Below are 26516 nucleotides of genomic sequence, written 5' to 3' on the forward strand. Positions count from 1 at the left end.
AGAAGCGCCCTCCTCACCCAAGCGATCACTTCAACACTTTCACCGGGACGTGGTGGTATCCGGCGACGTTCTGCATATGCACGCGTTGCGACCGTCGAAATCGACCTCGAAGCGCGGCATGAAATCGAGCAGGTGCTCGAGCGCGATGCTGGTCTCCAACCGGGCCAGCGCTGCGCCGAGGCAACTGTGGATGCCGTAGCCCAGGCCCAGGTTCTGCGCTTGCGTGCGGTCGCGGGTGATGTCGAACGTCTCGCCGTCGTCGAAGGCGCGGGGGTCACGGTTGGCCGCCGCTTTCATCAGGAACACCGGCTTGTTGGCGGGAATCGTGCCGCCCGGCACTTCGGCTTCCTTCAACGTGTAGCGCACGTTGTACTGCACCGGACCCACATAGCGCAGCAACTCCTCGACGGCGGCGGGTAGCAGGCTGCGGTCGTCGAGCAACATCTGCCACTGCTCGGGATGCCGCGCGAACTCGACCACGGCACTGCCGACCAACTTGGTGACGGTCTCGGCGCCCGCGCGCCCAGTAGCGCGACGAAGCCGGTGATCTCGATGTCGTCGAGCTTGCGCATTTCGCCGTTCTCGCCCGGGATCTCGGCGGCGATCAGGCGGCTGATCATGTCGTCCTGGGGGTCGTGCCGGCGCTCCTGCACCAGGCCGAAGTAGTAGACCCCCGCGTCCATGTTGGCCTGCATGTTCTCTTCAGAAAGGTCGACCTGTCCGGGTTTGACCTCCAGGCCTTCGATCCAGTGCCGCACCTGCTGGCGGAACTCCTCGGGCACCCTGCCATCCGGGTGATCACCTCGACGAAACGGGCCGGAGAAATCCTGCACCACATCGAAGTTGTCCGGATCCACCTTGGACAGGTAGTGCTCGACGAGTTCGACGACCGTGTCGCGTTGCGACTGGATCGCCCGAGGGGTGAACGCCTTGTTGAGCAGGCTGCGCATGAAGCGGTGTTCGGGCGGATCCATGAAGATGATGGATTTCTGGAACCCCTTGCCGGACTTGATCATGTTCAGGTGGCACCCGCGGGTGGAAGAGAACGACTCGTGGTCCTTGAGTGCCGCCGCCACGTCCGCATGCCGGGTCAGCGCGTAGAAGTCCTGCTCCTCGTCGTAGTAGATCGGCGTCTCGTCGCGCATCCGCCGGTAGATCTCATACGGGTCGTCGAAGTACTCCTGCGAATACGGGTCGAACACCAGTTTCGGCTTGGTGATCTCCTCTTTCGCGGCGGGCTGGTGACCGCTTTCCGTTACGCGAGGGCGCAATTGTGTAACGTCAATAGTATGCCCCACGGGAAGGGTTTGAGTAGAGCGAATCGCTGTGTTCATAGTCGAATTCCGGCATTGATGACGTCATCGAGCAGGCCCAGCTCGCTGCCCAGCTCAGCCGCCGTTTTGCGGACGACGTCGACGTCCTTGCCGATGAACTCGCCGACATCGGCGACGAACCCGGCGACCGATCCGCGAGCGGAGATGAACTCCCCGACGCGGCTTGCCCCGCTGCCATGGGACACCGATGCCAGCAGCTTGGCCTCGTCCACGCCGAGGGAGGCGCCCAGCGACACCGCTTCGGTGAGCAAACCGATCTGTGCGGCGAACAAGGCGTTGTTGATCAGCTTGACCGCCTGGCCTGCGCCGAGCGGGTCGACATGCAGGATCGGGTCGCCGTAGGCTCACCACGGGTTGCACCCGCGCGACCGCCTCGTCGGAGCCGCCGACGAACAGGGTCACCTCGCCGGCGGCGATGTTGTGGCCCGCCGCTGACCGGCGCGTCGACGACCTCGACATCTCCGAACTGCTCGGCGATGGTCCGTGCGGTGGCGGGGTTTCCGGTCGTGTGGATGACGAGCGAGGCCCGCGGTTTCATCGCCGCCACCAACCCGTCGCGCAGGCAGATCTGCTGCACCTGCTCGTCGGTGAAGACGCACACGATCACCACGTCGGCGTCCGCGGCATCGGTCACGGTGCCGACCGGACCGCGCGCCGAGATCGCGCACCGCAGCGCGCTTGTCGTCGGTCCTGCCGACGGCTACGACCTCATGACCGGATGCGACGAGGCGGCGCACCATCGGGGCGCCCATCCGACCCGCCCCGACGAACCCGACGCGTGTCATCGCGGGTGATCCATCGACTCCAGGGCGGTGTCGGCCACGGTGAACACCGAACCCTCCGGCGCCGAGGCGCTCGCGGCGATGTTGGCCGCGTGCCGAACGTCCTTCTGCAGCAGCGCTCCTGCGATCGGGGCGAGACCCTCCACGGTGCCGCCGAACATGGAGATGCTGCCGAGCGCTTTGCTGGTGGCCGATCCGCCATTGAGGACCTCGGCGAGGCGCATCCGCGGGATGCCCAGCGACTCACCCAGATCCAAAGTGCTCAATGCGGCACCGAGGTTCGCCGTGAACAACAGGTTGTTGAGGATCTTGGTGACCTGTCCGCTGCCCAGCGGACCGAGGTGAACGATCGGGTCGGCATAGGTGGCGAACACCGGACGGCAGCGTTCGACGACCTCATCCTCCCCACCGACCATGACCAGCAGCTTGCCCTCCTCTACGGCGGGCGCGCCGCCACTGACCGGCGCATCGATGACCGAAACCCCCTGTTCGGCAGCGGCCTTCGAGATCTCCCGGCAGGTGTCGGGATGTACGGTGCTGTGAATGGCGACGATGCCGCCGGGGTAGACCGGCGAGCACACGGACTCGCCGTTGAGGACCTCGCGGACGTCGTCGTCCCCGACCACGCACAGGCAGACCAGATCGCTGGCGGCGCCGAGTTCGGCGGGTGAACTCGCCGTCTTCGCGGGGGTGTCTTTGTAGGGTTCCAAGCTGGCCTCTCGGCGGGCCCACAGTGTCGTCTCGAAACCGCCTTCGGCGATTCGGCGTGCCATGGGACCGCCCTGACTGCCCAGCCCGATGAATCCGACGCGCATCAACCCGCCTCCAACTTCGTTTCTGCGCTCAAGTGCGCGACTACACATTCCTCGACGAACGACAAGACCTTCAGGTGATATGCCGCAGCGCTGACCGACAGCGACGTGTTGTGTCCGGCGTTGCGTTGTTCGTCGAGAACGAACGCCGGTGCGGCCGTGAAGATCGCGGCGATGTCGGCCAGCGCGTCGGGATCGGTGCGCCACACCCGTTCGTGCTCGGCGACGATGAACTGCACCGGGACTTCCACCTGCGCCGCGAGCGCGGGGAAGTCGTGTCGCGGCCAGGTTTTTGTCATCTCCGCTTCGTACTGCGCGCCACCGGAGGAGTTGGTCATGCCGGAGAGCACCTCGGGCGGATAGAATTGCGCGGGCTGCCACAGCAGTTCCCGTAACCCGACCGGTCGCCGGGTGGCCGTCGCGGTCTTCATCATCTCGGCGGCCTGATCGCCGTACCGCAGGCCGGTGCCGGCCAGGCTGAGCCGAGAATGCCTGCGTCGACGGCGTTTTCATCTGCGGCCATCCGGACCGCCAGCTCGCAGCCGGCCGAGTGGCCGAGCAGGAACAGCCCGGCGCCGCGCGAACCGTCGGCGAGGACTTTCTCGACGGCGCCGTACGCCAGCGCGACGCGTTGGTCCGGTTCTTGCATCGCGTCCGGATACGGCGCCGAACTGCCGTAGCCCGGTCGGTCCAGCGCGACCACGGTGAATCCGAGTGCGGCGCCGACGCGTAGCAGCGACAGCCGCGGATGGCCAGGGCAGTCGAAATACGCTGCGGTGCTGGCCCCGCCGTGGAAGGCGACGATGACGGCCCTCGGTTCGTCGACGGCGGCGACAAGCCCCGACATCGGTACACCGTCGACGAGGACGACGCGAGGCCGGGGAGCCGCACCGGCGGCGACATCAGGCCGGGGAGCCGCACCGACGGCGACATCGAACCGGGGAGCCGCACCGGCGGCGACATCAGGCCGGGGAGCCGCACCGGCGGCGACATCAGGCCGCGGACTCACACTCACGAGTCGGTCCGCATCAGGATCGCCCGCTGGTGTCAGTCCGCCGCTGCTGACCACGGCGACGCGCGCATCCTCGACCTGTCGGTCGCCGGCGTCGCCGCGCAACTGTGTGACCGCCTCGTGGATCAGGCCCATGCCGTGGGTGCGGCCGTGGGACAGCTGACCGCCGTGGGTGTTCAACGGGATCACGCCGTCGCGGGCGATCGCCTGACCACCGTCGAGGAAGTCCTTGGCCTCGCCGATGCCGCAGAAGCCGAGTGCTTCCAACCAGGACAGGCAGTTGAATGAGAAGCCATCGTACAGCTCGGCGACGTCGACGTCGCTGGGCCGCAGGGAGGTTCGCGTCCACAGGTGCGCCGCCTGGCCGAGCACCTGGGGCTCGTGGGTGAGCGTGCTCTGGTCCCAGTCCGTGCGCTCGACGATCTGCGTGCCGACGGCTTCGAAGAGCACGGGTTCACGCGGCATGTCCTGGCGGCATCGACGGCCGAAACGATCACCGCGACCGCGCCGTCGCATGGCACGTCGCAGTCGTAGAGCCCGAACGGCGTGGTGATCATCCGAGCGCCCAGGTAGTCATCCATGCCCATCGGATCGCGGTAGATGGCAGTCGGGTTCAGCGCTGCATTCGCGCGCTGGTTCAACGCGATCCAGCCGAGAGTCTCCCGCGTGGTGCCGTACCGGTCGAAGTGCCGCTGCGCGTTCAGGGCGAGCGTGTGCGCCGCCGACATCGCGCCGAACGGCATCTGCCAGCTCGACGTGCGGGCACCACCGGGTGGTGCGGCCTTGCCTTCTTTCATCAGCTGCTGGAAAGTGGCTTCCCATCCGAAAGCACAGCACGTGACGGGCCATGCCGGTGGCGATCGCCATCATCGCGGCGATCACCGACCCGCCCGGACCGAACGTGTCCATGCCACCGTTGATCCACGCCGGACGGATTCCCAGCGCGCCCTCGAGCGCGGAGACGCCGCCCTCGCCCATGCCCGCGATGTCCAGGCCCGGATAGGTGGAGAGTCCGTCGATGTCGTCGAAGGACAGCCCGCGTCCGCGACGCCTCGCATCGTCAGCGACAACGGCGGCACCATCAGTCGGCGGCCGATCCGGGAGGCGCCGATGCCGACCGCGGAGTGTTCCTCGAACCGGTGCGTGGTCAGCGGGGTGCTGACGTGCTTGGCGAAATCCTGCGGTGCGATCTCGTCCTCGGGCGGGCCGGTCTGCTTGTCCGCGCTCGGCCGAAACACCGGCAGGAAGACATCTTCGAGCTTCTCGAACTGAACCTCGACGAGTTGGCCGAGTTCGAGATCGTCGGGATCGCAGTCGACGATGTTGGTGGTCAACCGAACTCGCGGATCCTCGATGACGGCGACCTGAGCCACCACATACGGCGGCGGGAGGTCGGGAAGCCGAACCGGTGGTTGACCGACAGGGTGGCCTTGCCGGACACGTCGCGCACACCCATGTTGTGACTGCGGCAGTACCGGCACACCGGCTGCGGGGTGGATCAGCGCCGCACAGTCGCGGCACTCCTGGATGCGCAGCACGTTGTCAGCACCTGCGGTCCAGAAGAACTCGTTGAGAACCGTGAGTTCCGGTAGCGGTCGAGTCACCGAACGAATCCCGAGATCGCTTCGTTGCTGTCGCCGGCCGTCGGATCGGGCTCGGAGGACTCGCGCGGTTCTTCGCGCACTTTGTTGTCGTCTGACGGCCGGTGTTCACCCATGTAGATGATCGCGTGGACGGGACAGTCGAACAGGGCCCGCATCACCGCGTCGCGGTCATTCTCCGGCACCGTTCCGTCGCCGATCAGCGACGCGTAACCCCAGTCGTCGAGCGAGAAGTACTCCGGCGCGTGCTTGGCGCAGATCCCGAAGCCGTCGCACAGCGTCCGGTCGAGCCGAATCCGCAAGCCATCACTCATGATTGGGCCACCGCCTCCACTTCGTAGGGTCGGACTGCTTCGAAGGCGCCGGCGCGGCAGGTCTGGCAGTCGTTGGCCAGATGGCGGGCGATTGCCTGCGGGAACTGGTGCAGCAGGCTGGCGGCGATGTTGGTGGCGCCGTCGAGTGCCGCAGGCGCCGCGACCGCGCAACACCACCGACCACCGTTGAAGGCGCGCGACGTCGTCGTCGGTCGCCACCCGTCGCGTAGTGCGGAGGCGACCGCGCTCATGGCGGCGGTGCCGTTGAAGCAGCTTCCGCACTGGCCGGCGTTCTCGCGGTCGAAGTAGGCCATCACCGACGCGGCGACGGCCACCGGGCAGTCGTCGGTCAGGATGGAAATGGCCCCGCATCCGAGGCCACTGCCCAGGCGGCGCATCGCTTCGTGGTCGAGCGTCGCGTCGAGGATGTCGGTGTTGAGCAGGCCGTATCAACGCGCCGGTGACGACCTCTTTGTCGAGTCCGTGCAGCTGCAGCAGCTCGGAAAATGCTGCGCCGTGCGGGATCTCGTAGAGCGTGGCCGGTCGAGCACCACCGGTGATGGTGGCGAGGAACGTTCCGGGCGACATCGGCGTGCCCACCGACCGGAACGCCTGCGCGCCGTGCTCGTGGATGAACGGCAGGTTGGCCAACGTCTCGACGTTGCTGACCATCGTCGGCAGCCCGGACACCCCTCGAAGGGCCGCGGCGGCTTGTCGGTGGGCTTGGCCTGCCCGCCGTTGATGCGCCGCACCGCCGCGGTCTCCTCACCGGCGACATATCCCGGTTCGACCGTCACGACGTTGACTTCGGTGCCGCCGAACGTGTCCGGTGGAAGTTGGCTCAGCGCGGTGCTCACGCGCGCCGCGAGGGCGTCGGAGACGTACACGTAGGCGCGCCGGCTCCGGCGACGGCCGCGGCCAGGCGTAGCCCGTCGAGAACCAGGTACGGGCGGTGGCGCAGCAGCCAGCGGTCTTTGATCGACGCCGGCTCGCCCTCTTCGCCGTTCGCGACGACGACCGTGTCCGAGCCGCGTTGGTGTGCGTCGCGCACGGAGCGCAGTTTGGTGCCGATGGGAAAAGCCGCGCCGCCGCGACCAGCAGTCCGGACAGGTCCACTTGCTCGGCCAGCGCCTCGGCGTCGGACAGCGGCTGGTAGCCACCGGCCTGCGCGTAGTCGGCGTAGTCCTCGGGGCCCGAGCCCGCTGGGCGCAGCAGACGCGGCGTGCAGTCCGGCCACGCGGTGACGGTGAGTTCGGTGGCGGTGGAGGTCATGAAGCGTCCTTGTGATCCGCGGATAGGCTGACGGCCATGAGGACTGCGGTGGTGCGCGTCGGCGTCGACCGTGCCGGCGAACTCGATTCTGCGCAGCTCGACGAGGGTGCGGCCCGCCTGCGTGAGCTGGCCGGTGCGGCAGGCATCGAACTGGTCGAGAACAAGCTGTCCGGTCTGCCCGCCCAACGCCGCGAGGTCGAACTGCTGATCGAAGGCGACGATCCCGACACGCTCACGCGTACCGCGCTCGACCTGTGCGCTCGAGCCTTTGGCGCGTTCGGCACCACACCGGTACCCGGCGTGGTGACGTTCATCAGTCGCGGCACCGACGCCGATGCGCAAGGCGTGCTCGCCGGATTGGGACTGGCCGGTGACATCGAACGGGTGCCGGGCGACGACGGCTGGGACGTCGTACACGTGACGCTGCGCAAGGCCGACCTCGAGCGCGTGCCCGAGAGCCGCGTCCACACCGCGCTCGAGGCGTCACTGAATTGCGAGGTTCGCATCCGCACGGTCTGAACCGGCGTGTGGGCCCACGCCAGCGGGGGGAACGTTCGCCCGCTCATCTAGCTGTCCAGGAACTTCAGGATCGCGGGCGCTGCCTGCACCCACGTGTCGAACATGTTGAATCGCTTGACCTTTCCGGAGGCGCGAGCCTCACCTGCGCGCTCCCAAGCGTCCTCGGGCCACGGCGGGTCAATGAGCTCGGAGCCCTTGATCAGGCAGCTCACCTCGAGCGAGGTCCGCTTCGGATGGTCGAGGTCGTTCTCACCGCCGCGGATGATCAGCGTGGGAACCTTGATGTTGTCGAACATTTCGTCCTCGACGCCGGGGATCGTCTGGCCGGGTTTGGGTACGAACGCGTTGAGCCACCGCAGCATCAGCTTGAGGAACTCGTCGGGATCCTGTGCGAGGATACGGTCCCGGTTGGCCGGATTCTCGGCGATGCGTTGTTTCCATTCGTCAACGGCGGCAACCGCCTTCATGCCGGCGCCACGCACCGCGAGGATGCTCGGCACGATGTAGTACGAACCCAGCACGAATGAGCCGTACACGCCGCCGACGATGTTCCACACCACGAGCTTCCGGACGATCTCGGGATGCAGCATCGCGGTCAGCATCGAGTCGCGGGCGCCGCCCGACCCGCCGGCGATGACGCACGGGCCGATGTCGAGGCGGGTGATCAACGCGTGCAGCGTGTCGGCGCGCATGTGCGATTCGCTCTGCCCGTAGAACTGAACGTCGGACTTGCCGCAGTTGGGCCGGTCCCACAGCAGCACGCGGTAGCCGCCCTTGACCAGCTCTTGCGCCAACGGCCAGCCCCTCTCGATGTCCTTGCTGAATCGACCGCCCGGGGTAAGCGCGATGAAATCGCCTTCTTGCCGAGGATCTCGTAGACGACGTTGCCGCCGTTGATCTCGATCGTCTTCTCGCCGCGTTTGAGCTTGGGGCCGGCGGACTCGGTCGTGGTCATGATCCGCCTCCGCGACGGTGCGCAAACTGACGATTTTTGGCGGCGTGTCGTGTGCAAACACGCACGGTCGCGCTGATGATGGGGCGCCTGCTCATGCCTGCACCAGCACCTCGTTGCCGACCACCCGGACCGGGTAGGTGCGGACGCTCCACTCGGGCTTGACCGCGGTGGTGCCGGTGGCCAGTTCGAAACCCCATTGGTGCCACGGGCAGTAGATGTACTCAGGTCGCGGACCATCACCGCGTCGCCGGGCACGCTGTCGTCGACGACGGTGCGCCCCCGGGCGCGGCCAGAACACAGCGGACCGCCTTCGTGCGGGCAGTAGTTCGCGATCGCGTAGAACGTGCCGTTGACGTTGTACACACCGACGCCGTGGCGTCCGATCGGCACCAATTTGTGCTTGCCTGGCGGGATTTCGTCGACGGTGGCGACGACGTGCTCACGCCCCTGGGCCAGCCGGGGCGTCTTCTGCTGCTCGTCCAACTCAGAACACCCGAACCTGGCCCTCGAGGGCCGGAACCGTCTCGGGAAGGTGATACGTGGCGATGCCGTTGCGGAACATCACGGCCTCGCGGGCGTGCTCGGGCAGGTGCTTGACCAGCCAGCGGGGATCGTCGAACGTCCAATGCGGATAGTCGCTGCTGTAGAGCAGGATCTTCTCGCACTCCATCCACTCGAACGCACGCGACAACTCGGTCTTGTCCTCGGGGTAGTCCAGCGGTTGGGTGGTGAACTTGATGTGGTCCTTGACGTACTCCGAGGGCTTGCGCTTGATGTCCAGCCACGATTTGCGGGCCTCGTAAATCGCGTCCATCCGCCACATCAGCGGCAGAATCCACGAGAAGGCGTGCTCCACCAACACGATTCGCAGTGTCGGGAACCGGTCGAACAGACCGTCGAACACCATGCTCATCACCTGGTTCGCGGCCAGCAGCGAGTAGGTGACCATGAAATCGTGGTTGTAGCTGGGGAATCCGACCGGCGGGATCGGCAGCTCTTCGTGATGGCTGCGCGACAGGTGACAGCTCACCGTGATGTCGTGCTTGGTGGCGGCCTCCCAGATCGGGTTGTACTTCGGATCACCCCATGCCGGGCGGGGTTCGGCTTTGATCAGCACCTGGCCCATGTACGGATGCCCGGCCCAGCGCTCGATCTCGCGTGCCGAGTCCTCGGGCGCCTCGATCGCCACACAGACCGATCCCCGCCAGCGCTCATGCCAGTTGTTGTGGCTGTCCAGCCAGTGGTTGGCCTGCCAGTCGTTGAGCGCGACGCTCATCGCGTGGTTGACCTCCGGGAACCGCGCCGGATAGGCGGCGGGTTCGAGGATCGCGATGTCGGCCCCGGCCTCCATGATCAGCTGCTTGAACGCAAGGGCCGGGTCGCTGCCGGCGAAGTTGCCGTCCGACGGGAACGTGTCGACGCGCATCGCATAGGCATGCGCGTAATCCGGCGCGTCGTAGTAGATCTGATCGCCGACCTTGCGCGTCAGGAAGTACTTGCTGCGCCATGGCTCCGGGATGTACGGCGTCAACTCGCCCGCTCTCGGCGTCGGGTGCACATCGGAATCGACGCAGCGCACCGCGACGCGCTCGGCCGCCGGCTTCCGCTCTGTCACTGTCACGGTCATCGTGGCTCCCTGCCTTCCAACTGCTTCCCAAGCCCTATCACTGTGCGCTCATCGACGCGCCGACGTCTATGCCGTACAGCTCCGCGGCGTTGCGCCAGCAGAGCTTCTCGCGCTGTTCGTCGGAGTACGCGGCGGGCACCTTCAGGTCGTTGAGCTGCCAGTGGGGATAGCTCGACCCGTACATCACCATGTCGTCCTTGCCGGTGAAACTCAGCCATTCCCCGGCATAGTCCACGTCGCCGGGGCCGTCCATCGCACCCTGCACGAAATACGTGTGGCCCGGCAGATAATCGCTTGGCATCCGCGGCGCCCACGGCGTCTGCTCGAGGTGCGGTCGGCCGAAGCAGTCCATCCGCCACATGAACGGCGTCATCATGTCGGCCGCCCCGTCGGCCCAGACGAACTTCAATGTCGGCATCCTTTCGAATACCCCTTCGACGATGAGATTCATCAGGTGGTACAGGTAATTCAGCGCCATGAAGCTGACGTAGTTCTCGTAGGTCCTCGGCACTCCGGACGGTGTCGGTGCGTACTGGACGCCGGCCCCCACCTCGATGTGCACCGCAACGGGCAGGTTCGCTTCCACTGCGGCCTCCCACAGCGGCCAGTACTGCGGCTTGCCGTACAGCTCGCGGGACTGCAGCGGGACAGCGATCTGCACCACCCGCGGATGATCGGCGTACTTGGCGATCTGCAGGGCGCCGGTGATGTCGTCGGGGTTGACGCGGATGGTGCCGCGGAACCGGTCGGCGTACGGATTGTCGTCGAGCCAACGCGTGACCATCAGCTCGTTGTGTGCCGCCGCGATCGCGGTGCCGAGATGGCGATCCGGCATGACGCCGCGCGTCATCGGGTGCAGGACAGCGACATCGACGCCACGTTCGGAGAACAGCTGCCGACCGACGAAGTCCGGGTCCGACCCCGGATACATGCGGTCGCGCTCGGTTTCGGGTGCGTACTCGCCACCGGGCGCGCCGTACCAGTCCATCTCGTAGTCGGGGAAGCCGCGGCTCTTGAACGGCTCGCGCATGAAGCTGCGCAGGTCTTTGTTCGACTTGCTGAAGATGTGCACGCTGGCGTCGATGAGCGGCGTGTCGACGGGCGTCGAACTCCCGTCCGGGTGTTGCATCACCAAGGCTGTCCTCCGATGTCATCCGGCGGTCGGCGGCGCCGGAGGGCGCCGCGCGAAACACCGAACACCTCCAGTGTAAAGCGTTGTTCTTCAATCGCAAGAATCCAGTTCTCAACGAATCGCTTACTTTTGCGCAGGTCAGGGTGCGCGCTGGTCAAGTGCACGACACACTACCTCCGAAACGGGTAGTCAAATCGGGAGAACGATTACGACGTCACAGGAGAATGTTATTCTCGCCGGGACGCGCTGCACATCTCTGAGGTCCCCGGGAGGCTTGGTGTTACTGGAGTTCGACGCCGATCAGCGACTCTGGCAGGAGACCGTGCGCGACGCGGTCACCAAGCAGTGCCCGGCCTCGCTGGTGCGCGGTATCGCCGAGAACGGGGTCGACCCGACACCGCTCTGGAAGACCTACGTCGACGCCGGCTGGACCGAGTTGGCCGATCCGGAGAACGCGGTCGAACTGGCGATCGTGCTCGAGGAGCTGGGCCGGGCCACCGACCCGACACCGTTCCTGGCGACCCTGACGCAGTTCGCGCCGCTGGCCGGTGACCGTTTTGATCCCCAACAGGCAGGCACGGCGGTGTACGACGGCGTGGCCGCGCACCGGGTCGAAGACGGCTGGGTGCTCAACGGCACGGCCCGGCACGTCCTCGACGGCGACCGCGCCGAGCGGTTCGCCGTCGTGACCGAGGCCGGCGTGTTCGTCGTCGACGCCGACAAGGCCACCTCACGCCGCAGCCCGTCTTCGATCCGGTGTTGCACATCGCCGAGGCGTCGTTCGTCGACGCCCGGGTGCCCGACACGGACCGGGTGCGGGTGGACGCCGAACGGGCCCGCCACGTCGCGCTGACCGGGATGGCCATCACCACGGTCGGCGCGTGCCAACGCATCCTTGACCTGGTGCTCGAACACGCCAAGCAGCGCCAGCAATTCGGCGTCGCGATCGGTTCGTTTCAGGCGGTCCAACACAAGGCGGTCGACATGCACGTCGCGACCGAACGTGCGCGGGCACTGTCGTACTTCGCGGCGCTGACGATCGCGGCCGACGATCCGCGTCGCCGGCTGGCGGCGGCGATGGCCAAGGCGTCGGCGGGGGAGGCGCAGGCGCTGGTGTTCCGGCACGGCCTTCAGCTGTTCGGCGCCATGGGTTTCACGTGGGAGAACGACCTTCAGTTCGCGCTGAAGCGAGCCAAGGCCGGCGAGCTGTTGCTCGGCGGCGCCGCGGAGCATCGCGCGGTGATCGCGGAGGAGTACAGGAGTAACGGTGCAGCTGACCTTTGATTCCGACGTCGAGGAGTTCCGCGCCGAGTTCGCGGCCTTTCTCGACGAGCACCTGCCGTCCGAGGCGCAGACGTTGGAGCGGCCGCGGTCGGTTTCGCACATGCCGCAGTGGGCACGCGACTGGCAGCGCCTGCTGTTCGACAACGGCTGGCTGCTGCCCGCGCAGCCCCCGGAGTTCGGCGGGCGCAACGCGACCGTCGTGCAGCAGTTCGTCCATCTCGACGAACTGTGCCGTCGGCGCATCTATCACAGCTTCAACCCGCAAGGCGTCAACATCATTGCGGCATCGTTGATTTCGTTCGGTTCGGAGGAGCAGAAGCACCGTTGGGCGGTGCCGGTGCTCAAGGCCGAGATCACCGCGTCGCTGGGGATGAGCGAACCGAGCGCAGGCTCCGACCTGGCCTCGTTACGCACCCGAGCGGTCCTGGATGGTGACCACTTCGTCGTCAACGGCCAGAAGGTGTGGACCTCGGGCGCGCACGACGCCGACTTCCTGTTGACCTTCGTGCGCACCGACCCCGATGCGCCCAAACACAAAGGCATCAGCGCGCTCATCATCGGTACGGACACACCGGGTGTGGTGTGCCGTCCGTTCGCCGACATGACGGGACAGGACAACCTCGACTTCAACGAGGTGTTCTTCACCGACGCCCGCGTCCCCGCCGAGAATCTGGTCGGACCGCTCAACGGCGGTTGGGGTGTCGCCAACGGTTCGCTCGGCCACGAACGCACGATGATGTGGCTCGGGTTCGCCGACCGGATCGACAACATGATCGCCGACTTCCGGCCGCGCACCGAACTGCAGCGCGACCAATACGCCACCACGATCATGGACTATCAGGCGTTGCGGGCGATGGGCTCGGCGGCGCTGGCGCGCGCCGCGCGCGGCGAGATGGACACCGCCTCGGTGTCGGTGCTGAAACTGTTCGGCTCCGAAGCCGAACGTCAGGCCATGGAGAACGCATTGGCGGCCGCGGGCGCCGACGGGCTGGTGCACCCGTCGACCTCCGGGCCCTACGAGCACATGAACCTCGACCACTACTTCGCGAGCTGGTTCGAGCGCTACGCCCGCAGTTTCGGCGGCACCATCGCCGGCGGTACGTCGGAGATCCAGCGCAACATCATCGCCACCCAGGTGCTCGGGTTGCCACGGCGCTGACGACGGTGACCGAGACGCTCGATATCGACCGGTCGAAACCCGGCGTCGTTGTCGTGCAACTGAATCGGCCCAACCAGCTCAACGCGATCAACGAGGCCATGCGCGACGAGCTCGTGTGGACGCTCGACCAGATCGCCGCGGACACGTCAGTGCATTCGGTGGTGCTGACCGGTGCCGGGCGCGGGTTCTGCTCCGGTATCGACGTGCGGAGTTTCGGCCCCACGGCGCCGGATGCGTCGGCGCCCGCGATCGAGCGGATGCGCTTTCAGGAGGCCATGGCCGCGCTGCCGCAGGCGATCCGGGCGCTGCCGCAGCCGGTCGTCGCGGCGGTGAACGGCCCGTGTGTCGGCGCGGGGCTGGCGTTGTGCCTGGCCGCCGATATCCGCATCTGTTCGACCGCAGCGACATTCGGCAACGCCGCGATCCTGCTCGGCCTGTCCGGCGCCGAAATGGGCATGAGTTATCACCTGCCCAGGATCGTCGGGACCAGCGTCGCGGCCGACTGGATGTTGACCGGCCGCACCGTGTCCGCCGAGGAAGCCGACCGCCGCGGCCTGGTCAGCGCGCTCGTCGAACCGGACCGGCTGATCGAGCGGGCGGTCGAGTTGGCCACGACGATTGCGGGCCTCTCGGCGCTGGGCGTGCAGTTGACCAAGCGGGCCCTGCAGGCCAACACCGACGCACCGCTGGACGCCGCGCTCGAACTGGAGAACCGCAACCAGGTGCTCAGCCATGCGACCGACGAGGCGGCGCAGCGGCGGCGCAAGTGGTCGGACACCTGAGGCACGAAAGGACGACCTGTGGCGTGGGACTTCTCGACGGACCCGGAGTGGGCGGAGCAACTGGCGTGGGTCGAGCAGTTCGTGCGCGAGGAGTGCGAACCGATCGACTACATCGTCAAGGAGTCGCATGACCTCAATGACCCGGTGCGCCAGGCGCTGATCCCGCCGCTGCAGGAGATCGTCAAAGAGCGGGGGCTGTGGGCCACCCACCTGGGCCCGCACCTCGGCGGGCCCGGTTTCGGTCAGGTCAAACTGGCGCTGCTCAACGAAATCCTCGGCCGATCCGAGTGCGCGCCGATCGTGTTCGGCTCTCAGGCACCGGATTCGGGCAACAGCGAGATCCTTGCCCACTACGGAACACCGGAACTCAAGCAACGGTATCTCGAACCGCTGCTCGACAACCGGATCGTGTCGTGCTTCTCGATGACCGAACCCCACGGCGGCGCCGACCCGAAGGTGTTCACCACCACGGCCACCCGCGACGGTGACCAGTGGGTCATCAACGGCGAGAAGTGGTATTCGTCGTTCGCCTCGATGGCGTCGTTCATCATCGTCATGGCCATGACGGACCCCGATGCCCCGCCTTATCAACGGTATTCGATGTTCGTGGTGCCGGGCGGCACTGCCGGCGTCAACGTGCTGCGCGATGTCGGGCTCGGCTATCAGCCAATCGGCGGTGGCGGGCGAGAAGGGTATGTCCGCTACGAGAACGTCCGCGTACCCGACGATCACATGCTGGGACCGCGCGGCGGCGCCTTCGTCGTCGCGCAGACCAGGCTCGGCGGCGGACGCATCCACCACGCCATGCGAACCGTCGGTCTGGTTCGGCGGATCTTCGACATGCTTACTGAGCGGGCGGTGTCGCGCTACACCCAAGGTTCGGTGCTGGCCGACAAGCAGATGGTGCAGGAGATGATCGCCGACTCGTGGATGGAGATCGAGGCGTTTCGGCTGCTGACCCTGCAGACCGCGTGGAAGATCGACAAATACAACGACTACAAGGCCGTGCGCGGGGACATCTCCGCCGTCAAGGCCATGATGCAGAAGGTGTTACACGACGTGTCGGCACGGGCCCTGCAGCTGCACGGCTCGCTGGGCACCTCGCACGAGATGCCGTTCGTGCAGTACCTGACGGAGTCGTTCGTGTTGGGTCTTGCCGACGGGCCGACCGAGGTCCACAAGGTGACGCTGGCCCGGCTGCTGCTCAAAGACGTCACGCCGGCGCCAGACGCGTTTCCGTCCGAACACCTGCTTCGACTGCGGGCAGCCGCCGAAGCCAAGTTCGCCGACAAGCTCGCGGGTATCCCGCGGAACTGACTGGGAGGGCGCTCGATGTCCTGTGACGGAAAGGTCGCACTGGTGACCGGCACCAGCCGAGGGCTGGGCAGGGCCATCGCGAAGCGGCTCGCCGCCGAGGGCGCGACCGTCGCGTTGACCGCCCGCACACTCGAGCCGGACCCGAAATACCAGGGCTCTCTGCACGAGACACTCGCGGAGATCGAGAGCCAGGGCGGGACAGCGGTCGCGGTGGCCGCCGACCTGTCCCAGAGCGACGAGCGTGAGCGGCTGTTCGCCGAGGTGGACGAAAAGGTCGGAGCCCCCGACATTCTCGTCAACAACGCGGCGGTCACCTTCTTGCGACCGCTGGATGAGTTCCCCGAGCGGCGGGTCCGCCTGATGATCGAGATGCACCTGATGGCTCCGCTGCACCTCACGCAGTTGGCCGTTCCCGCCATGCGTGCCCGCGGCCGCGGCTGGGTGCTCAACGTGACGTCGGTCGGCGGCGACCTGCCCACCGGTCCGCCGTTCTCCGAGTTCGACCGCACCGCCGGTTTCGGCGTCTATGGGACGGTCAAGGCGGCACTGAACCGGCTGACGAAAAGCCTTGCCGCCGAGCTGTATGACGACGGCATCGCGGTCAACGCCGCCGCGCCGACCAATCCGGTCGCCACCGAGGGCGCGGGCTCCTCGACCTGGCCAAGAGCGATACCGAAGACATCTTGCTGATCACCGAAACCGCGTTCCGGTTGTGCACGGGCGACCCGAAGACGCTGACCGGCAGCATCGCCCACACCCAGGCATTCCTGAAGGAGATCGGCCGGCTATGAGGGTTCAGCCTGCGGCGTACCTGCGCACCACACTGCCGCTGGATCTTTCGGTGCTGGAGACCCTGGACAGCGGCCGCTACCACTCGATCTGGCTACCCGACCATATGGTCAGCTTCTGGCCGGACTCCATCTGGACACCCGAATTCACCGACCTGGCAACGGTTTCACCGTCGCCGCACCGACACCTCGACGGGATGGCGGTCGCGGCAGCCGCCGCGGTGTTGACCCGTAACGTCCCTTTGGCGACCAGCGTCGTCGACACCGTCCGGCGCCACCCGTCGCTGCTTGCGCAGAGCGCGCTGACCATCGACCACCTCGCCAAGGGGCGCTTCATCCTGGGTCTGGGTAGCGGGAGACCGAGAACACGGTGCCGTACGGCTTCGACTTCGCCCAACCGGTCGGCAGGTTTGAGGAGGCGCTGCACGTCATCCGGCTGCTGTGGGAGAGCGAGGGTCCCGTCGACTTCGACGGACGGTTCTACCGACTGCGGCACGCGCGTCTGGACAGCGAACCGTTCGACGGTCGGCTGCCGCGGATCTGGATCGGCGGCAGCGGGCCTCGCACGCTCGACATCGTCGGGCGCTACGCGGACGGATGGTGGCCCACGGGGGCATGGACGCCGGAGGACTACGCGGAAAAGCTTGCCGCGGTGCGGCTGTCCGCCGAGAGGGCAGGCCGCGACCCGGCGGCGATCACGCCTTGCTTCATTCAGGTATGCCTGGTGGGTCGTGACGACGCCGCAATCGCCGAGATCCTCGACGCACCGCTGGTGAAGTCCTTCCTGCTGCAGGTGTCCGCCGAGGTGCTGCGCAAGGCAGGGTTCGAGCATCCGATGGGCGAGGATTGGCGCGGATACCAGGACATCGACCCCGCGGTGCTCACCCGCGAGCGCATCGTCGACTTCCTCGACCGGGTCCAACCGGAGATGGTCCTCGCGATGGTGCCGCACGGCACACCGAAACAGCTCGCACGCGTCATCAAGGAGTACGTCGACGCGGGCTTGCGGGTGCCGAAGATCATGGATTACGGCGCCGTGGCGGGCCTGCGGTACACCGCCCAGTCGGCGCAGAATGTGCGCGAGGTGGAGGACGAGCTGATGAACCTGTGCGAAGACGTGCAATGACTCACCTCGACGCGGGAGAGATGCTCGCGCGCGCCGAGGCGGCAACCGGGTTGCACGACTACGGCGATCCGAGACTGCCCGAGCGCTTTTCGTTGGTCGTGGAGCACCTGAATTCGGTCGGCATGGACGCCGGCGGTGCGCGGCGGGCCGCCGAGGTGTGCCACTGGCTGCTGACCTCACGGCTGGAATTCTTCGCCGACCGTCGCCGCTATCCGCTCACCGAGGAGGTCATCGAGCGGCCGATGTTCGTCACCGGCGAACCGCGCTCGGGCACCACGCTGATGCACGCGCTGATGTCGGTGGATCCGGAGTCCCGCGCGCTTCGGTTCTGGGAGGTCATGTACCCGTCACCGCCGCCGGGCACTGTCGAGGCCGCCGATCCGCGGCGCGCACGCGCGGACGCCGACTGGCGCGAGATCAACGCCAAACTGCCGAAGTGGCTGCACAGCCACCCCTACAACGACATGCTGGGCGACGGCCTGCCCGAGGACGAACGGACCTGGGCGTTCGACTTCCGGGTGCTCACACCCACCGCGTGGTGGCGGGTGCCGATGCAGACCGTCGTCGGCGGGCTGCCCGCCGACCCGACGGCGCAGTACCGGATCCACAAGGCGATGCTGCAGAACTTCCAGTTTCACCGGCCGCGTAAGCGATGGGTACTCAAGGGATTCCACGGATTCCGGCTCGCCGAGTTCTTCGACGCTTACCCCGACGCGACGCTGCTCTGGTTGCATCGGGACCCGGTACAGGTCGCGGCGTCGCGCACGATGATGATGGCCGACATCCTCGAAGGCATCGTCGGCCCCGTCGATCTGCAGGCCGCCGCGAAGATGCACCTACAGTTGACCCGCGAGAGCATCGCCAACACGATGACCAATCCACTGGTCGACGATCCGCGGATTCTGCACGTGCGCTACACCGACTTCGTCGCCGATCAGGTCGGCACGGTACGTCGCTACTACGCATTCGCGGACCGGGGGCTGAGCGCGGATGCCGGGGCCGCGATGCGCGCCTACCTGGCAGCCAATCCCGGCGATCGGCACGGCAAGTTTCGGTACTCCACTTCGCTGCTGACCGACATCGGCGAAGATCTCGACGCGTTGCACGACGAGTTCCGGCCCTTCCGGGAGCGTTTCGGCGTCGAAATCGAGAAGCGGGGCTGAGGTGACCGACGAACGGCTGTCGGTGCACAGCGTGACGTTCATGGGCGCATCGCTGCGCGAGATGGAGTCGCACTGGCGGGCGCTCGGCGTCCGGCGGCTCAGCCTGATCGACTCGCAGTTGGCCGAGCCGGATCTGGCAACGATGGTCGCGAGCGGGTATTCGGTCGAAACGGTGTGTCACCTGTTCGCAACGCGGGATTCGCTGCTGCGGGTCATCGAGGGGGCGGCCGACGTCGGCGCGAGGGCGGTCTACATGCTGACCGGCGGGCGTGGCAGGCTTGATTGGGCGGACGCCGCCGAGCGTTTCCGCGATGCCGTCACGCCCTGCGTGGCGGCCGCCGAGCAGGCGGGGGTGGCATTGGCGATCGAGAACGCGTCCAGTCTCTACGCCGACATCCACATCGCCCACAGCCTGCGCGACACGATCACACTGGCAGAGATGACCGGGCTGGGAATCTGCATCGACCTGTTTCACTGCTGGGCCGAGGCGGAACTGCCGGCGCTGCTCGAGCGGGCGTTACCGCGAACGCAGGCGATCCAGTTGAGCGACTACGTACTCGGCGACCGCGCCCTGCCTGCGCGCGCCGTGCCCGGCGACGGCACCATTCCCATCGAGCGCTTCGTCGCCACGGTGCTCGGGGCGGGATATCCACATCACTTCGACCTCGAACTGATCGGGCCGCGCATCGAGCGGGAGGGCCGCCTGGAGGCCTCCCGGCGCGCCTGCGCGGTGGTATCGGCGATGCTGGAAGAACGCGACGGCTAGGAGACGGCGATGGCGTTCGGAGACGGCCCGGATGATGCGGCGCTTAAGTCGGCGTGGGAATCCTTCTGCGACCGGTTGAAAGCGGCGGGGGATCGGGTCTTCAAGGACCACAACCCGGCGTCCGGCGTCCATCGTGTCGACGGATTCCGTTTCCTGACACAGAATCTGGGTCAGGCCTTCGACCTCGCACTGGAGACCCGGGACACGCGATACCCGATGATCCACACGTTCTGCCATGCCGGACGCAAACTCGGCGGCGACTGTGCGGACTTCCTCTACCAGCAGGCATGGATCGACGGGAGGTCGACCTACCGCATCACCGGCGAACGCGGCACGGCCAGCTTTCTCAACATCACCGTGCAGGGCCACGCCGCGAGGGGCCGGGTATTGCACGAACCGTTCGGCGATGTGCCCGAGGCAAATCTGACCGGCGCGCAATTGCACACGTCACCCGGCGGAGATTTCGAGATCTACATCGGCGGGCCGCAGCGCGACGGGAACTGGCTGCCCACCACGCTGGGGACGCGAAAGCTGTTCATCCGCCAGGGTTTCGACCGCTGGGATGAGCGACCGGCCCAGATGCACATCGAGCGCGTCGACATGGATTCGTCCCGACCGCTGCCGAATCCTGCAGACATGGTGGCGGCGATCGACTGGGCGGGCGACTTCCTGACCGGAATGATGGCCGACTGGCCCGAATACCCTTTCGTCTATGGGGGAGTCGACGCCGACCGGCCCAACGCGTTCCCCGAGATCGCGTCGACGGGCGCGGACGCGAAGCGAGGCCGCGCCGCGGTGAACATGCACTGGCGCCTCAAGCCCGACGAGGCGGTGATCATCGAGTTCGACGCGCACGACGGGCTGTGGATGCTGACCAACATGGGTGCCTTTTTCACCAGCATGGACTACCTGTACCGCCCGGTGAGCTACACGCCCAGTCGCACCGCAGTCGACGACGACGACCGGGTGCGAATCATCCTCTGTCACGACGACCCGGGCTATCACAACTGGTTGGACACACAGGGATTCGAGCGGGGGAACCTGACCTACCGGCACATGCTTGATGGCGAGCCCGCAACATTGACCACGCGGCTGGTCAAGCGCGCGAATCTCGCCGACGCGCTTCCACCGGACACCGCGACGGTGACGCAGGCGCAGCGCACCGCTCAGATGTGGGAACGCTTCCGCAGTGTTCGGCAGCGCTACGGGTGGTAGCGAGACCTCGCTTACAGCCGTTGCAGCTTGAACGTCCAGAACTGCATGCCGGGGACCGTTGAAACAGCCGACGTTGTAATGGGACTCGATGGTTCCCACGAGAGAAACCTCGTCCCACGAGTAGGTCTCACGGGTGGGGAGCACCTGGCCGGGGCAGCGCAAGCCGTCGGGCACGTCGACGGTCATGGTGTAACGCCCGTCGACCAGCTTTGCGGCCCCTTCGTAGTACGCGTAGAACTTCAGCCGCGGACGCGCGCGGACATATACGCAGTCGAGTGGTTTGTCCGGGAGGCAGGTGGTGATATACCAGACCCACGATGCCCGGTCGTACCTGTTGGTGAGCAGATCGTAGTTGCCCAGCGTCATCATGGCCTGCGCCGGCGGAGGCGCGACGAGGCCGGTGGCCATGAGGAGCGCGGCCGCCACGACAAGGATTTTGAAGCGCTTCAACGTCGGTCCTCCCAGTACCCCGCCCCGCTGCTCATCAAATCATCTCTCCGCGAATACCACGTGCCGATCTGTTGTTTGATCGACCGACTCCTCATCGCCTCGTCCCTCGGCGCATCGTCGCCGATCAGGCGATGACGGCGCCTTCCTTGCGTTCGGTGATCGGCCGCGCCAGTTCCTGTTCGTCGCAGACGCGCTGCAGCTTCTCCAACGTTTCGTCGAGACCCGGGCCGAGCGGCTTGCCCGGCGTGAAGGTCGCGGGCAGATTGCGCATGCCTTGGATCACCCCGATCGTGTCGTAGTGCACGGTGCCCGCGGGGTCGCACACGTAGTCGGGCATCCGGTCCAACACAGCCGTCAGCATCGACTTGAAGACCGTGCGCGCCACGTTGGAGCCGACGCACCGGTGCACGCCGATGCCGAAGCTGAAGTGCCGGTTGCCCTTCCGATCGAGAATGACCTCGTTCGGTTTCTCGAACACAGACGGATCGCGGTTGGCCATGGCCCACGACAGCCAGAGCCGCTCGTACTGCTTGAACTGCTGGCCCTCGACCTCGACGTCTTCGGAGAAGGTCCGGCCGTCGCCGGGCGCCGGGGTGAAGAAGCGCAGGAACTCCTCGGTGGCCGGGTGCAGCAGCCTGTCCCGCTCGCGGCTGAGCCGTTCCCGTTGATCGGGGTGCTCGCCGAGCCATTCCAACGCGTGCGCGGTCAGTGCGGTCGTGGTGTCGAAACCTCCGCCGATGATGAGTCCGAGGTTGCCGAGGATCTCCATGTCGGGTGGGGGTTCGCCGTCGATGCGCAACTGCATCAGCGCGTTCACCAGCCCGGGCCGCGGATTCTCGCGGACCTCCATCATGTTGTTGATGAGGTCGATCCCCATCTCGCGGTGCTGCTCGTTGATCTTCTCGCGCTCAACGGAGTGTTCGGGTGTACACCGAGGCGTGGGTCGGCTCGCTGTAGACGTTCCACTTCTTGAGGTCGATACCCATCATCGCCAACGTGAAGACCGCGGGTACCACGTTGGCGAGGTGCTCGACGAAGTCGATGCGGCCCGATTCGATGTGCTCATCGAGGGCCGCGCGGGTGATCTCGTCGACGAACGGTTCCCAGCGTTTGATCGCGGCGGGGGACAGGTACGGGTTGAGCGCACCGCGGTAGACACTGTGCTCGGGCTCGTCCATCTCGAGGATGCCGCCGCGAACCACCGTGGCACGACTGGCCTTCGGGATCGTGATGCCCTGAAACGGTGTCTCATTGGTGATGTCGTGGTGATTGGACACTGCAGGGCAGCGGGCCAGTTCGAAGACATGCTTGCTGTCGGCGGCGACCCAGTGCCCGTTGTAGGTGTCCGTCCAGGCCATCGGGCACCGGGACTGCATCTCCTCGGTGATCTTCTCGAACTGCAGCCGGTATTCCGGTGTGTGCCGGTCGAAGTGGTACCTGTGCTTTTTGCGGTCGTCGTCGGTCGCGACATCCTCGATGGTCACGGCGCGTCTCCTATTGCTCGCTCGGCGGCCGGCAGTACCGGCATCATTCGATGACGATGGCCTGTTCCGGACATGACTGCGCCGCCTCCCTCACGAGGTCCTCCTGATCGGCGGGCACCACTTCGTTCACCGGCGATGCATGGCCGTCGACATCGTCGAGTTCGAACGAATCGGGTGAGATCATCGCGCACAGGGTGTGCCCCTGGCAGCGTGTTCCGTCAACCGAAACCTTCACTATCGCAACTCCTTTCCGCCTAGTTGTGGTAGTCGTACCACTTCAGGTAACCGCCGGCGTCGACGCGCAACTGTGCACCGGTGACGAAGCGCGCTTCGTCGGAGGCCAACCACAGCACCGCATTGCTGATGTCCTCCGGCTCGATCCACGGCACCTTCATGGCCTGCTGGACGTAGAACACCGGCTCGGCATCCTTGAGCTCGGGCTTCTCGAGGTCGGGCCGGAAGGAGCGGTACATCGGCTCGCTCTGCAGCATGTTGGTGTTGCAGTTGGTGGGATGCACGACATTGGCTCGGATGCCGCGCGGCGCGAGCTCGGTCGCCAGATCGTGCACGTAGGCCGACAGCGCCCGCTTGGAATGCACGTAGGCCATGCCGCCGGGGTCATTACCCGGGTCGTTCTTCTGGTGGGTGTCCATCAGTGCCGCGGTGGATCCGGTCGCGATGATCGACGCGCCCTCCTTGAGGTGCAGCAGCGACACCTGGATCGCGTTGATGGTGCCGATCAGGTTCGTGTTGATGACGTCGATCCACGCCTGCAGCGGCGGTTGGCCTTTCATCCCCGCGACACCGGCCTGCGCGACGACGATGTCCAGTCCGCCGAGCTGGGAGATACCGTCCTCGAGCGCGGCTTTCAGCTGCGAGGCCTCGCGCACGTCGGCCTTGGCGGTGACCACGCGCTGACCGGTCTTCTCGATGAAGGCCGCGGTCTCCTCGAGATCCTCCGGGGTGGCCATCGGGTAGCCGATGGTGTCGATGTTCTCGCAGAGGTCGACCGCGATGATGTCGGCGCCTTCCTCGGCCAGCCGTACCGCATGGCTACGCCCCTGCCCACGCGCCGCACCGGTGACGAATGCGACCTTTCCCTGTACGCGTCCCACTCGAGATCCTTTCCCTTGCCTAGCTCGGTTGCCTAGCTCGCTACGTGTTTCGGCCGCCGTTGACGCCCAAGATCTGCCCGGTGATGTAGCCGGCCTCCTCGGAGACCAGGAACGCGCATGCGGCCGCGATGTCCTCGGGCCTGCCGATCCGGCGCACCGGGGTGGTGTCGATGTTCTGCTGCACCACCAGGTAGCCGCGCTCCTCGGACTTGCGCAGCATCGGGGTGTCGATGAATCCCGGAGGCACCGCGTTGACCGTGATGCCGCTGGGTCCATACTCCAGCGCAAGCGACTTCGTCAGCCCGTTGACCGCCGACTTGGCCGCCACATACGACGACATGTAGGGCTGCCCGGAATGGGTGCTCGACGAGGAGATGTTGACGATCCGGCCCCAGCCCGCCTCGACCATGTCGGGCAGCACCGACTGGATGCAGTGGAACACCCCGTTGAGGTTGACGTCGATCACGCGTTGCCAATCGGCGAAACTCAGATCGGTGAAACGTTTGAACTTCTCCATGCCCGCGGCGTTCACCAGAACCGTCACCGGCCCGAGTTGGGCGCGCACCGCGTCGAGCGCCTCGTCCACCTGGGCGCGGTCGGTCACGTCCGCGGTGAAGGCGAACTCTTCGTCCGACGGGTTGATGTCGATGACGGCAACATGCATGCCGTCGGCGCGCAAGCGGTGCGCCACGGCCTGTCCGATGCCCGAACCACCTCCGGTCACGACGGCGTTCTTCATGACTCCGCCTGGCCTCCGCCCATCAAGAATCGTCCTTTCGATTATGAGAACCGTACTCTCGCGTCTCGTACCTCCGCAAGACACGATGCGGCTGTGATTCGCACTGGTGAGACGTTCGAGGGCCGATTGTCGCACCGTTATCCGCAGGCAGCGGCGATTCCCGTCATTCCCTTGAGTTCTCTCCAGGCGAATGTATGATTCGCCGGTGATGAGAATGAAGTTTCCATCACACCACAACCCCATTAACCACGCTGGCATTGGCTGCTGAGGAGGATGATGCAGGAAGCGACGACCATCTCGGGTGACGAAGCGGCTCCCGATGCCGCCGTCGACCGGCGCCTGCTGATCGGCGGAAAGCTGCTCGAGACCTCCCGGGCGTTTCCTTCCATCAACCCCGCCACCGGTGAGGTGCTCGGGCATGCGCCCGACGCCACGGTCGCCGACGCCGAAGCCGCGGTGGCGGCGGCGCGGCGCGCGTTCGACGGGACCGACTGGTCGACGAACACCGAACTGCGCATCCGTTGCCTCGAACAATTCCACCGCGCACTGGTCGAGCACCGCGACGAGCTCGCCGCTCTGACGATCGCTGAAGTCGGCGCCACGGAGACGCTTTGTCAGGGCGCACAGCTGGACCAACCCATCGAGATCGTGCGCTACTACGCCGAGCTGGTGAAGAGCTATCCGCTGACGGAGGATCTCGGCAACATCGAGAGCCGCGGCATGCAGCACCACCGCTGGGTGGAGAAGGAAGCCGCAGGCGTGGTGGCGGCGATCATCGCCTACAACTATCCGAACCAGTTGGCGCTCGCGAAGCTGGCGCCGGCGCTGGCCGCCGGGTGCACGGTGATCCTGAAGTCCGCGCCCGACACCCCGCTGATCACCCTGGCGCTCGGTGAGCTGATCGCCGAGCACACCGACATCCCCGCCGGCGTCGTCAACGTGCTCAGCGGGGCCGACCCCGACGTGGGCGCAGCGCTGACCACCAGCCCGGACGTGGACATGGTGACGTTCACCGGGTCGACGCCGACCGGCCGCCGGATCATGGCGGCCGCCAGCGAGACGCTGAAGAAGGTCTTCCTTGAACTGGGCGGCAAGTCGGCCGCGATCGTCCTCGACGACGCCGACTTCAACACGGCCGCGCTGTTCAGTGCGTTCAGCATGGTGACCCATGCCGGCCAGGGCTGCGCGTTGACGTCGCGGCTGCTGGTGCCGCGTTCGCACCACGACGAGATCGTGGAGCTGGTCAAGAACAACTTCGGCCTCGTGCGTTACGGCGACCCGGCCGATCCCCAGACGTACATGGGGCCACTTATCAGCGGGAAGCAGCGGGACAAGGTCGATGGCATGGTCATGCGGGCCGTGGCGGCCGGCGCGACGGTGGTGACCGGCGGCGAGAAGGTCGACCCCGGCTACTTCTATACGCCGACGCTGCTCACCGACGTCGATCCAGACAGCGAGATCGCGCAGGAAGAAGTCTTCGGTCCCGTGCTCGCCGTCATCGCTTACGACGACGATGACGATGCGGTGCGGATCGCGAACAACTCGATCTACGGACTGTCGGGCGCGGTGTTCGGCAGCCAGGACAGGGCGCTGGCGGTCGCGCGCCGGATCCGCACCGGTACCTTCTCGATCAACGGCGGCAACTACTTCAGCCCCGACAGTCCGTTCGGCGGATACAAACAGTCCGGCATCGGCCGCGAGATGGGCACCGCGGGACTCGAAGAGTTCCTGGAATCGAAGACCTTTGCAACGGTGGTGAGTTGAGCAC

18 protein-coding genes and 11 pseudogenes are annotated in these 26516 nt (G+C 66.4%); 12 read left to right on the forward strand and 17 right to left on the reverse strand.

Annotated features, from left to right (window positions below; genetic code table 11):
• Nucleotides 1-25 precede the first annotated feature (25 nt).
• The 7 genes and pseudogenes from G6N18_RS00005 to G6N18_RS24405 form a co-directional block, all read right to left on the reverse strand.
• Nucleotides 26-1220, reverse strand: a pseudogene (locus G6N18_RS00005) (cytochrome P450).
• A 110-nt stretch (nucleotides 1221-1330) separates the two neighbouring features.
• Nucleotides 1331-2119, reverse strand: a pseudogene (locus tag G6N18_RS00010) (NAD(P)-dependent oxidoreductase).
• The gene (locus tag G6N18_RS00015; RefSeq protein ID WP_163689762.1) at nucleotides 2116-2931 is read right to left on the reverse strand and encodes an NAD(P)-dependent oxidoreductase; all 816 of its coding nucleotides are present in this window, start codon (nucleotides 2929-2931) and stop codon (nucleotides 2116-2118) included. Before G6N18_RS00015 ends, G6N18_RS00010 begins: the two are co-directional and overlap by 4 nt.
• Nucleotides 2931-3775: pseudogene (locus tag G6N18_RS00020) on the reverse strand (alpha/beta hydrolase). The gene G6N18_RS00015 and the pseudogene G6N18_RS00020 overlap by 1 nt, the downstream one beginning before the upstream one ends.
• Nucleotides 3776-3939: 164 nt before the next feature.
• Nucleotides 3940-5544 (reverse strand): annotated as a pseudogene (locus tag G6N18_RS00025) (thiolase C-terminal domain-containing protein).
• Nucleotides 5541-5855: a ferredoxin gene (locus tag G6N18_RS00030; protein ID WP_083006845.1), complete on the reverse strand. Its 315-nt coding sequence runs from the start codon at nucleotides 5853-5855 to the stop codon at nucleotides 5541-5543. Before G6N18_RS00030 ends, G6N18_RS00025 begins: the two are co-directional and overlap by 4 nt.
• Nucleotides 5852-6253 (reverse strand): NADH-ubiquinone oxidoreductase-F iron-sulfur binding region domain-containing protein, encoded by a 402-nt coding sequence (locus tag G6N18_RS24405; protein ID WP_244960069.1) that lies wholly within the window; start codon nucleotides 6251-6253, stop codon nucleotides 5852-5854. The genes G6N18_RS00030 and G6N18_RS24405 overlap by 4 nt, the downstream gene beginning before the upstream one ends.
• A 118-nt stretch (nucleotides 6254-6371) precedes the next feature.
• On the opposite strand from G6N18_RS24405, the gene G6N18_RS24410 reads away from it, so the two are divergent.
• Entirely contained in the window at nucleotides 6372-6746 is a 375-nt protein-coding gene (locus tag G6N18_RS24410) for a hypothetical protein (RefSeq protein ID WP_244960070.1), read from the forward strand.
• Here the strand turns inward: G6N18_RS24410 and G6N18_RS24415 are convergent.
• Nucleotides 6709-6906 carry a hypothetical protein gene (locus G6N18_RS24415; protein ID WP_244960071.1) on the reverse strand — a complete coding sequence of 66 codons (198 nt, stop codon included), beginning with the start codon at nucleotides 6904-6906 and terminating at the stop codon, nucleotides 6709-6711. The genes G6N18_RS24410 and G6N18_RS24415 overlap by 38 nt on opposite strands.
• 257 nt (nucleotides 6907-7163) lie before the next feature.
• On the opposite strand from G6N18_RS24415, the gene G6N18_RS00040 reads away from it, so the two are divergent.
• Nucleotides 7164-7646 (forward strand): hypothetical protein, encoded by a 483-nt coding sequence (locus tag G6N18_RS00040; protein WP_083006850.1) that lies wholly within the window; start codon nucleotides 7164-7166, stop codon nucleotides 7644-7646.
• Nucleotides 7647-7693: 47 nt separating this feature from the next.
• On the opposite strand, the pseudogene G6N18_RS00045 reads toward G6N18_RS00040, so the two are convergent.
• The 4 genes and pseudogenes from G6N18_RS00045 to G6N18_RS00060 all read right to left on the reverse strand — a co-directional run bounded on the left by G6N18_RS00045 (nucleotide 7694) and on the right by G6N18_RS00060 (nucleotide 11357).
• Nucleotides 7694-8601 (reverse strand): annotated as a pseudogene (locus G6N18_RS00045) (alpha/beta fold hydrolase).
• A 91-nt stretch (nucleotides 8602-8692) separates the two neighbouring features.
• Nucleotides 8693-9084 (reverse strand): annotated as a pseudogene (locus G6N18_RS00050) (Rieske (2Fe-2S) protein).
• 1 nt (nucleotide 9085) lies between these two features.
• The gene (locus G6N18_RS00055; protein WP_067218846.1) at nucleotides 9086-10228 is read right to left on the reverse strand and encodes an amidohydrolase family protein; all 1143 of its coding nucleotides are present in this window, start codon (nucleotides 10226-10228) and stop codon (nucleotides 9086-9088) included.
• Nucleotides 10229-10265: 37 nt separating this feature from the next.
• A complete protein-coding gene (locus G6N18_RS00060) occupies nucleotides 10266-11357 on the reverse strand; it encodes an amidohydrolase family protein (protein WP_179962400.1) in 1092 nt (363 codons plus the stop codon).
• A gap of 280 nt (nucleotides 11358-11637) precedes the next feature.
• Here G6N18_RS00060 and G6N18_RS00065 point away from each other — a divergent pair.
• From G6N18_RS00065 to G6N18_RS00105, 9 genes and pseudogenes are all read left to right on the forward strand, one after another.
• Nucleotides 11638-12644 (forward strand): annotated as a pseudogene (locus G6N18_RS00065) (acyl-CoA dehydrogenase family protein).
• The gene (locus G6N18_RS00070) at nucleotides 12628-13803 is read left to right on the forward strand and encodes an acyl-CoA dehydrogenase family protein (RefSeq protein WP_083006863.1); all 1176 of its coding nucleotides are present in this window, start codon (nucleotides 12628-12630) and stop codon (nucleotides 13801-13803) included. Before G6N18_RS00065 ends, G6N18_RS00070 begins: the two are co-directional and overlap by 17 nt.
• 5 nt (nucleotides 13804-13808) lie before the next feature.
• Complete coding sequence (locus tag G6N18_RS00075; RefSeq protein ID WP_083006866.1) at nucleotides 13809-14585, forward strand: enoyl-CoA hydratase/isomerase family protein; 777 nt, start codon at nucleotides 13809-13811, stop codon at nucleotides 14583-14585.
• A gap of 18 nt (nucleotides 14586-14603) precedes the next feature.
• The gene (locus tag G6N18_RS00080; RefSeq protein ID WP_083006869.1) at nucleotides 14604-15902 is read left to right on the forward strand and encodes an acyl-CoA dehydrogenase family protein; all 1299 of its coding nucleotides are present in this window, start codon (nucleotides 14604-14606) and stop codon (nucleotides 15900-15902) included.
• A gap of 15 nt (nucleotides 15903-15917) precedes the next feature.
• Nucleotides 15918-16693: pseudogene (locus G6N18_RS00085) on the forward strand (SDR family NAD(P)-dependent oxidoreductase).
• A pseudogene (locus G6N18_RS00090) lies at nucleotides 16690-17816 on the forward strand (LLM class flavin-dependent oxidoreductase). The pseudogenes G6N18_RS00085 and G6N18_RS00090 overlap by 4 nt, the downstream one beginning before the upstream one ends.
• The gene (locus G6N18_RS00095; protein ID WP_083006877.1) at nucleotides 17813-18979 is read left to right on the forward strand and encodes a sulfotransferase family protein; all 1167 of its coding nucleotides are present in this window, start codon (nucleotides 17813-17815) and stop codon (nucleotides 18977-18979) included. The pseudogene G6N18_RS00090 and the gene G6N18_RS00095 overlap by 4 nt, the downstream one beginning before the upstream one ends.
• 40 nt (nucleotides 18980-19019) lie before the next feature.
• A complete protein-coding gene (locus tag G6N18_RS00100; protein ID WP_083006896.1) occupies nucleotides 19020-19745 on the forward strand; it encodes a sugar phosphate isomerase/epimerase family protein in 726 nt (241 codons plus the stop codon).
• A 9-nt stretch (nucleotides 19746-19754) separates the two neighbouring features.
• A complete protein-coding gene (locus tag G6N18_RS00105) occupies nucleotides 19755-20960 on the forward strand; it encodes a DUF1214 domain-containing protein (protein WP_163689767.1) in 1206 nt (401 codons plus the stop codon).
• Nucleotides 20961-20971: 11 nt separating this feature from the next.
• On the opposite strand, the pseudogene G6N18_RS24420 reads toward G6N18_RS00105, so the two are convergent.
• The 5 genes and pseudogenes from G6N18_RS24420 to G6N18_RS00130 form a co-directional block, all read right to left on the reverse strand.
• Nucleotides 20972-21410 (reverse strand): annotated as a pseudogene (locus G6N18_RS24420) (hypothetical protein).
• Between the two features lie 124 nt (nucleotides 21411-21534).
• Nucleotides 21535-22894 (reverse strand): annotated as a pseudogene (locus G6N18_RS00115) (cytochrome P450).
• 43 nt (nucleotides 22895-22937) lie between these two features.
• Nucleotides 22938-23129 carry a ferredoxin gene (locus G6N18_RS00120; protein WP_083006886.1) on the reverse strand — a complete coding sequence of 64 codons (192 nt, stop codon included), beginning with the start codon at nucleotides 23127-23129 and terminating at the stop codon, nucleotides 22938-22940.
• Nucleotides 23130-23148: 19 nt separating this feature from the next.
• Nucleotides 23149-24009 carry a mycofactocin-coupled SDR family oxidoreductase gene (locus tag G6N18_RS00125; protein WP_059101928.1) on the reverse strand — a complete coding sequence of 287 codons (861 nt, stop codon included), beginning with the start codon at nucleotides 24007-24009 and terminating at the stop codon, nucleotides 23149-23151.
• Nucleotides 24010-24049: 40 nt separating this feature from the next.
• A complete protein-coding gene (locus tag G6N18_RS00130; RefSeq protein ID WP_083006888.1) occupies nucleotides 24050-24748 on the reverse strand; it encodes an SDR family NAD(P)-dependent oxidoreductase in 699 nt (232 codons plus the stop codon).
• A 276-nt stretch (nucleotides 24749-25024) separates the two neighbouring features.
• On the opposite strand from G6N18_RS00130, the gene G6N18_RS00135 reads away from it, so the two are divergent.
• A complete protein-coding gene (locus tag G6N18_RS00135) occupies nucleotides 25025-26512 on the forward strand; it encodes an aldehyde dehydrogenase family protein (protein ID WP_083006898.1) in 1488 nt (495 codons plus the stop codon).
• The last annotated feature ends 4 nt before the right edge of the window (nucleotides 26513-26516 follow it).

It is taken from the genome of Mycolicibacterium celeriflavum (genome assembly GCF_010731795.1).
In the GTDB taxonomy this organism is placed as follows: Bacteria; Actinomycetota; Actinomycetes; order Mycobacteriales; family Mycobacteriaceae; genus Mycobacterium; species Mycobacterium celeriflavum.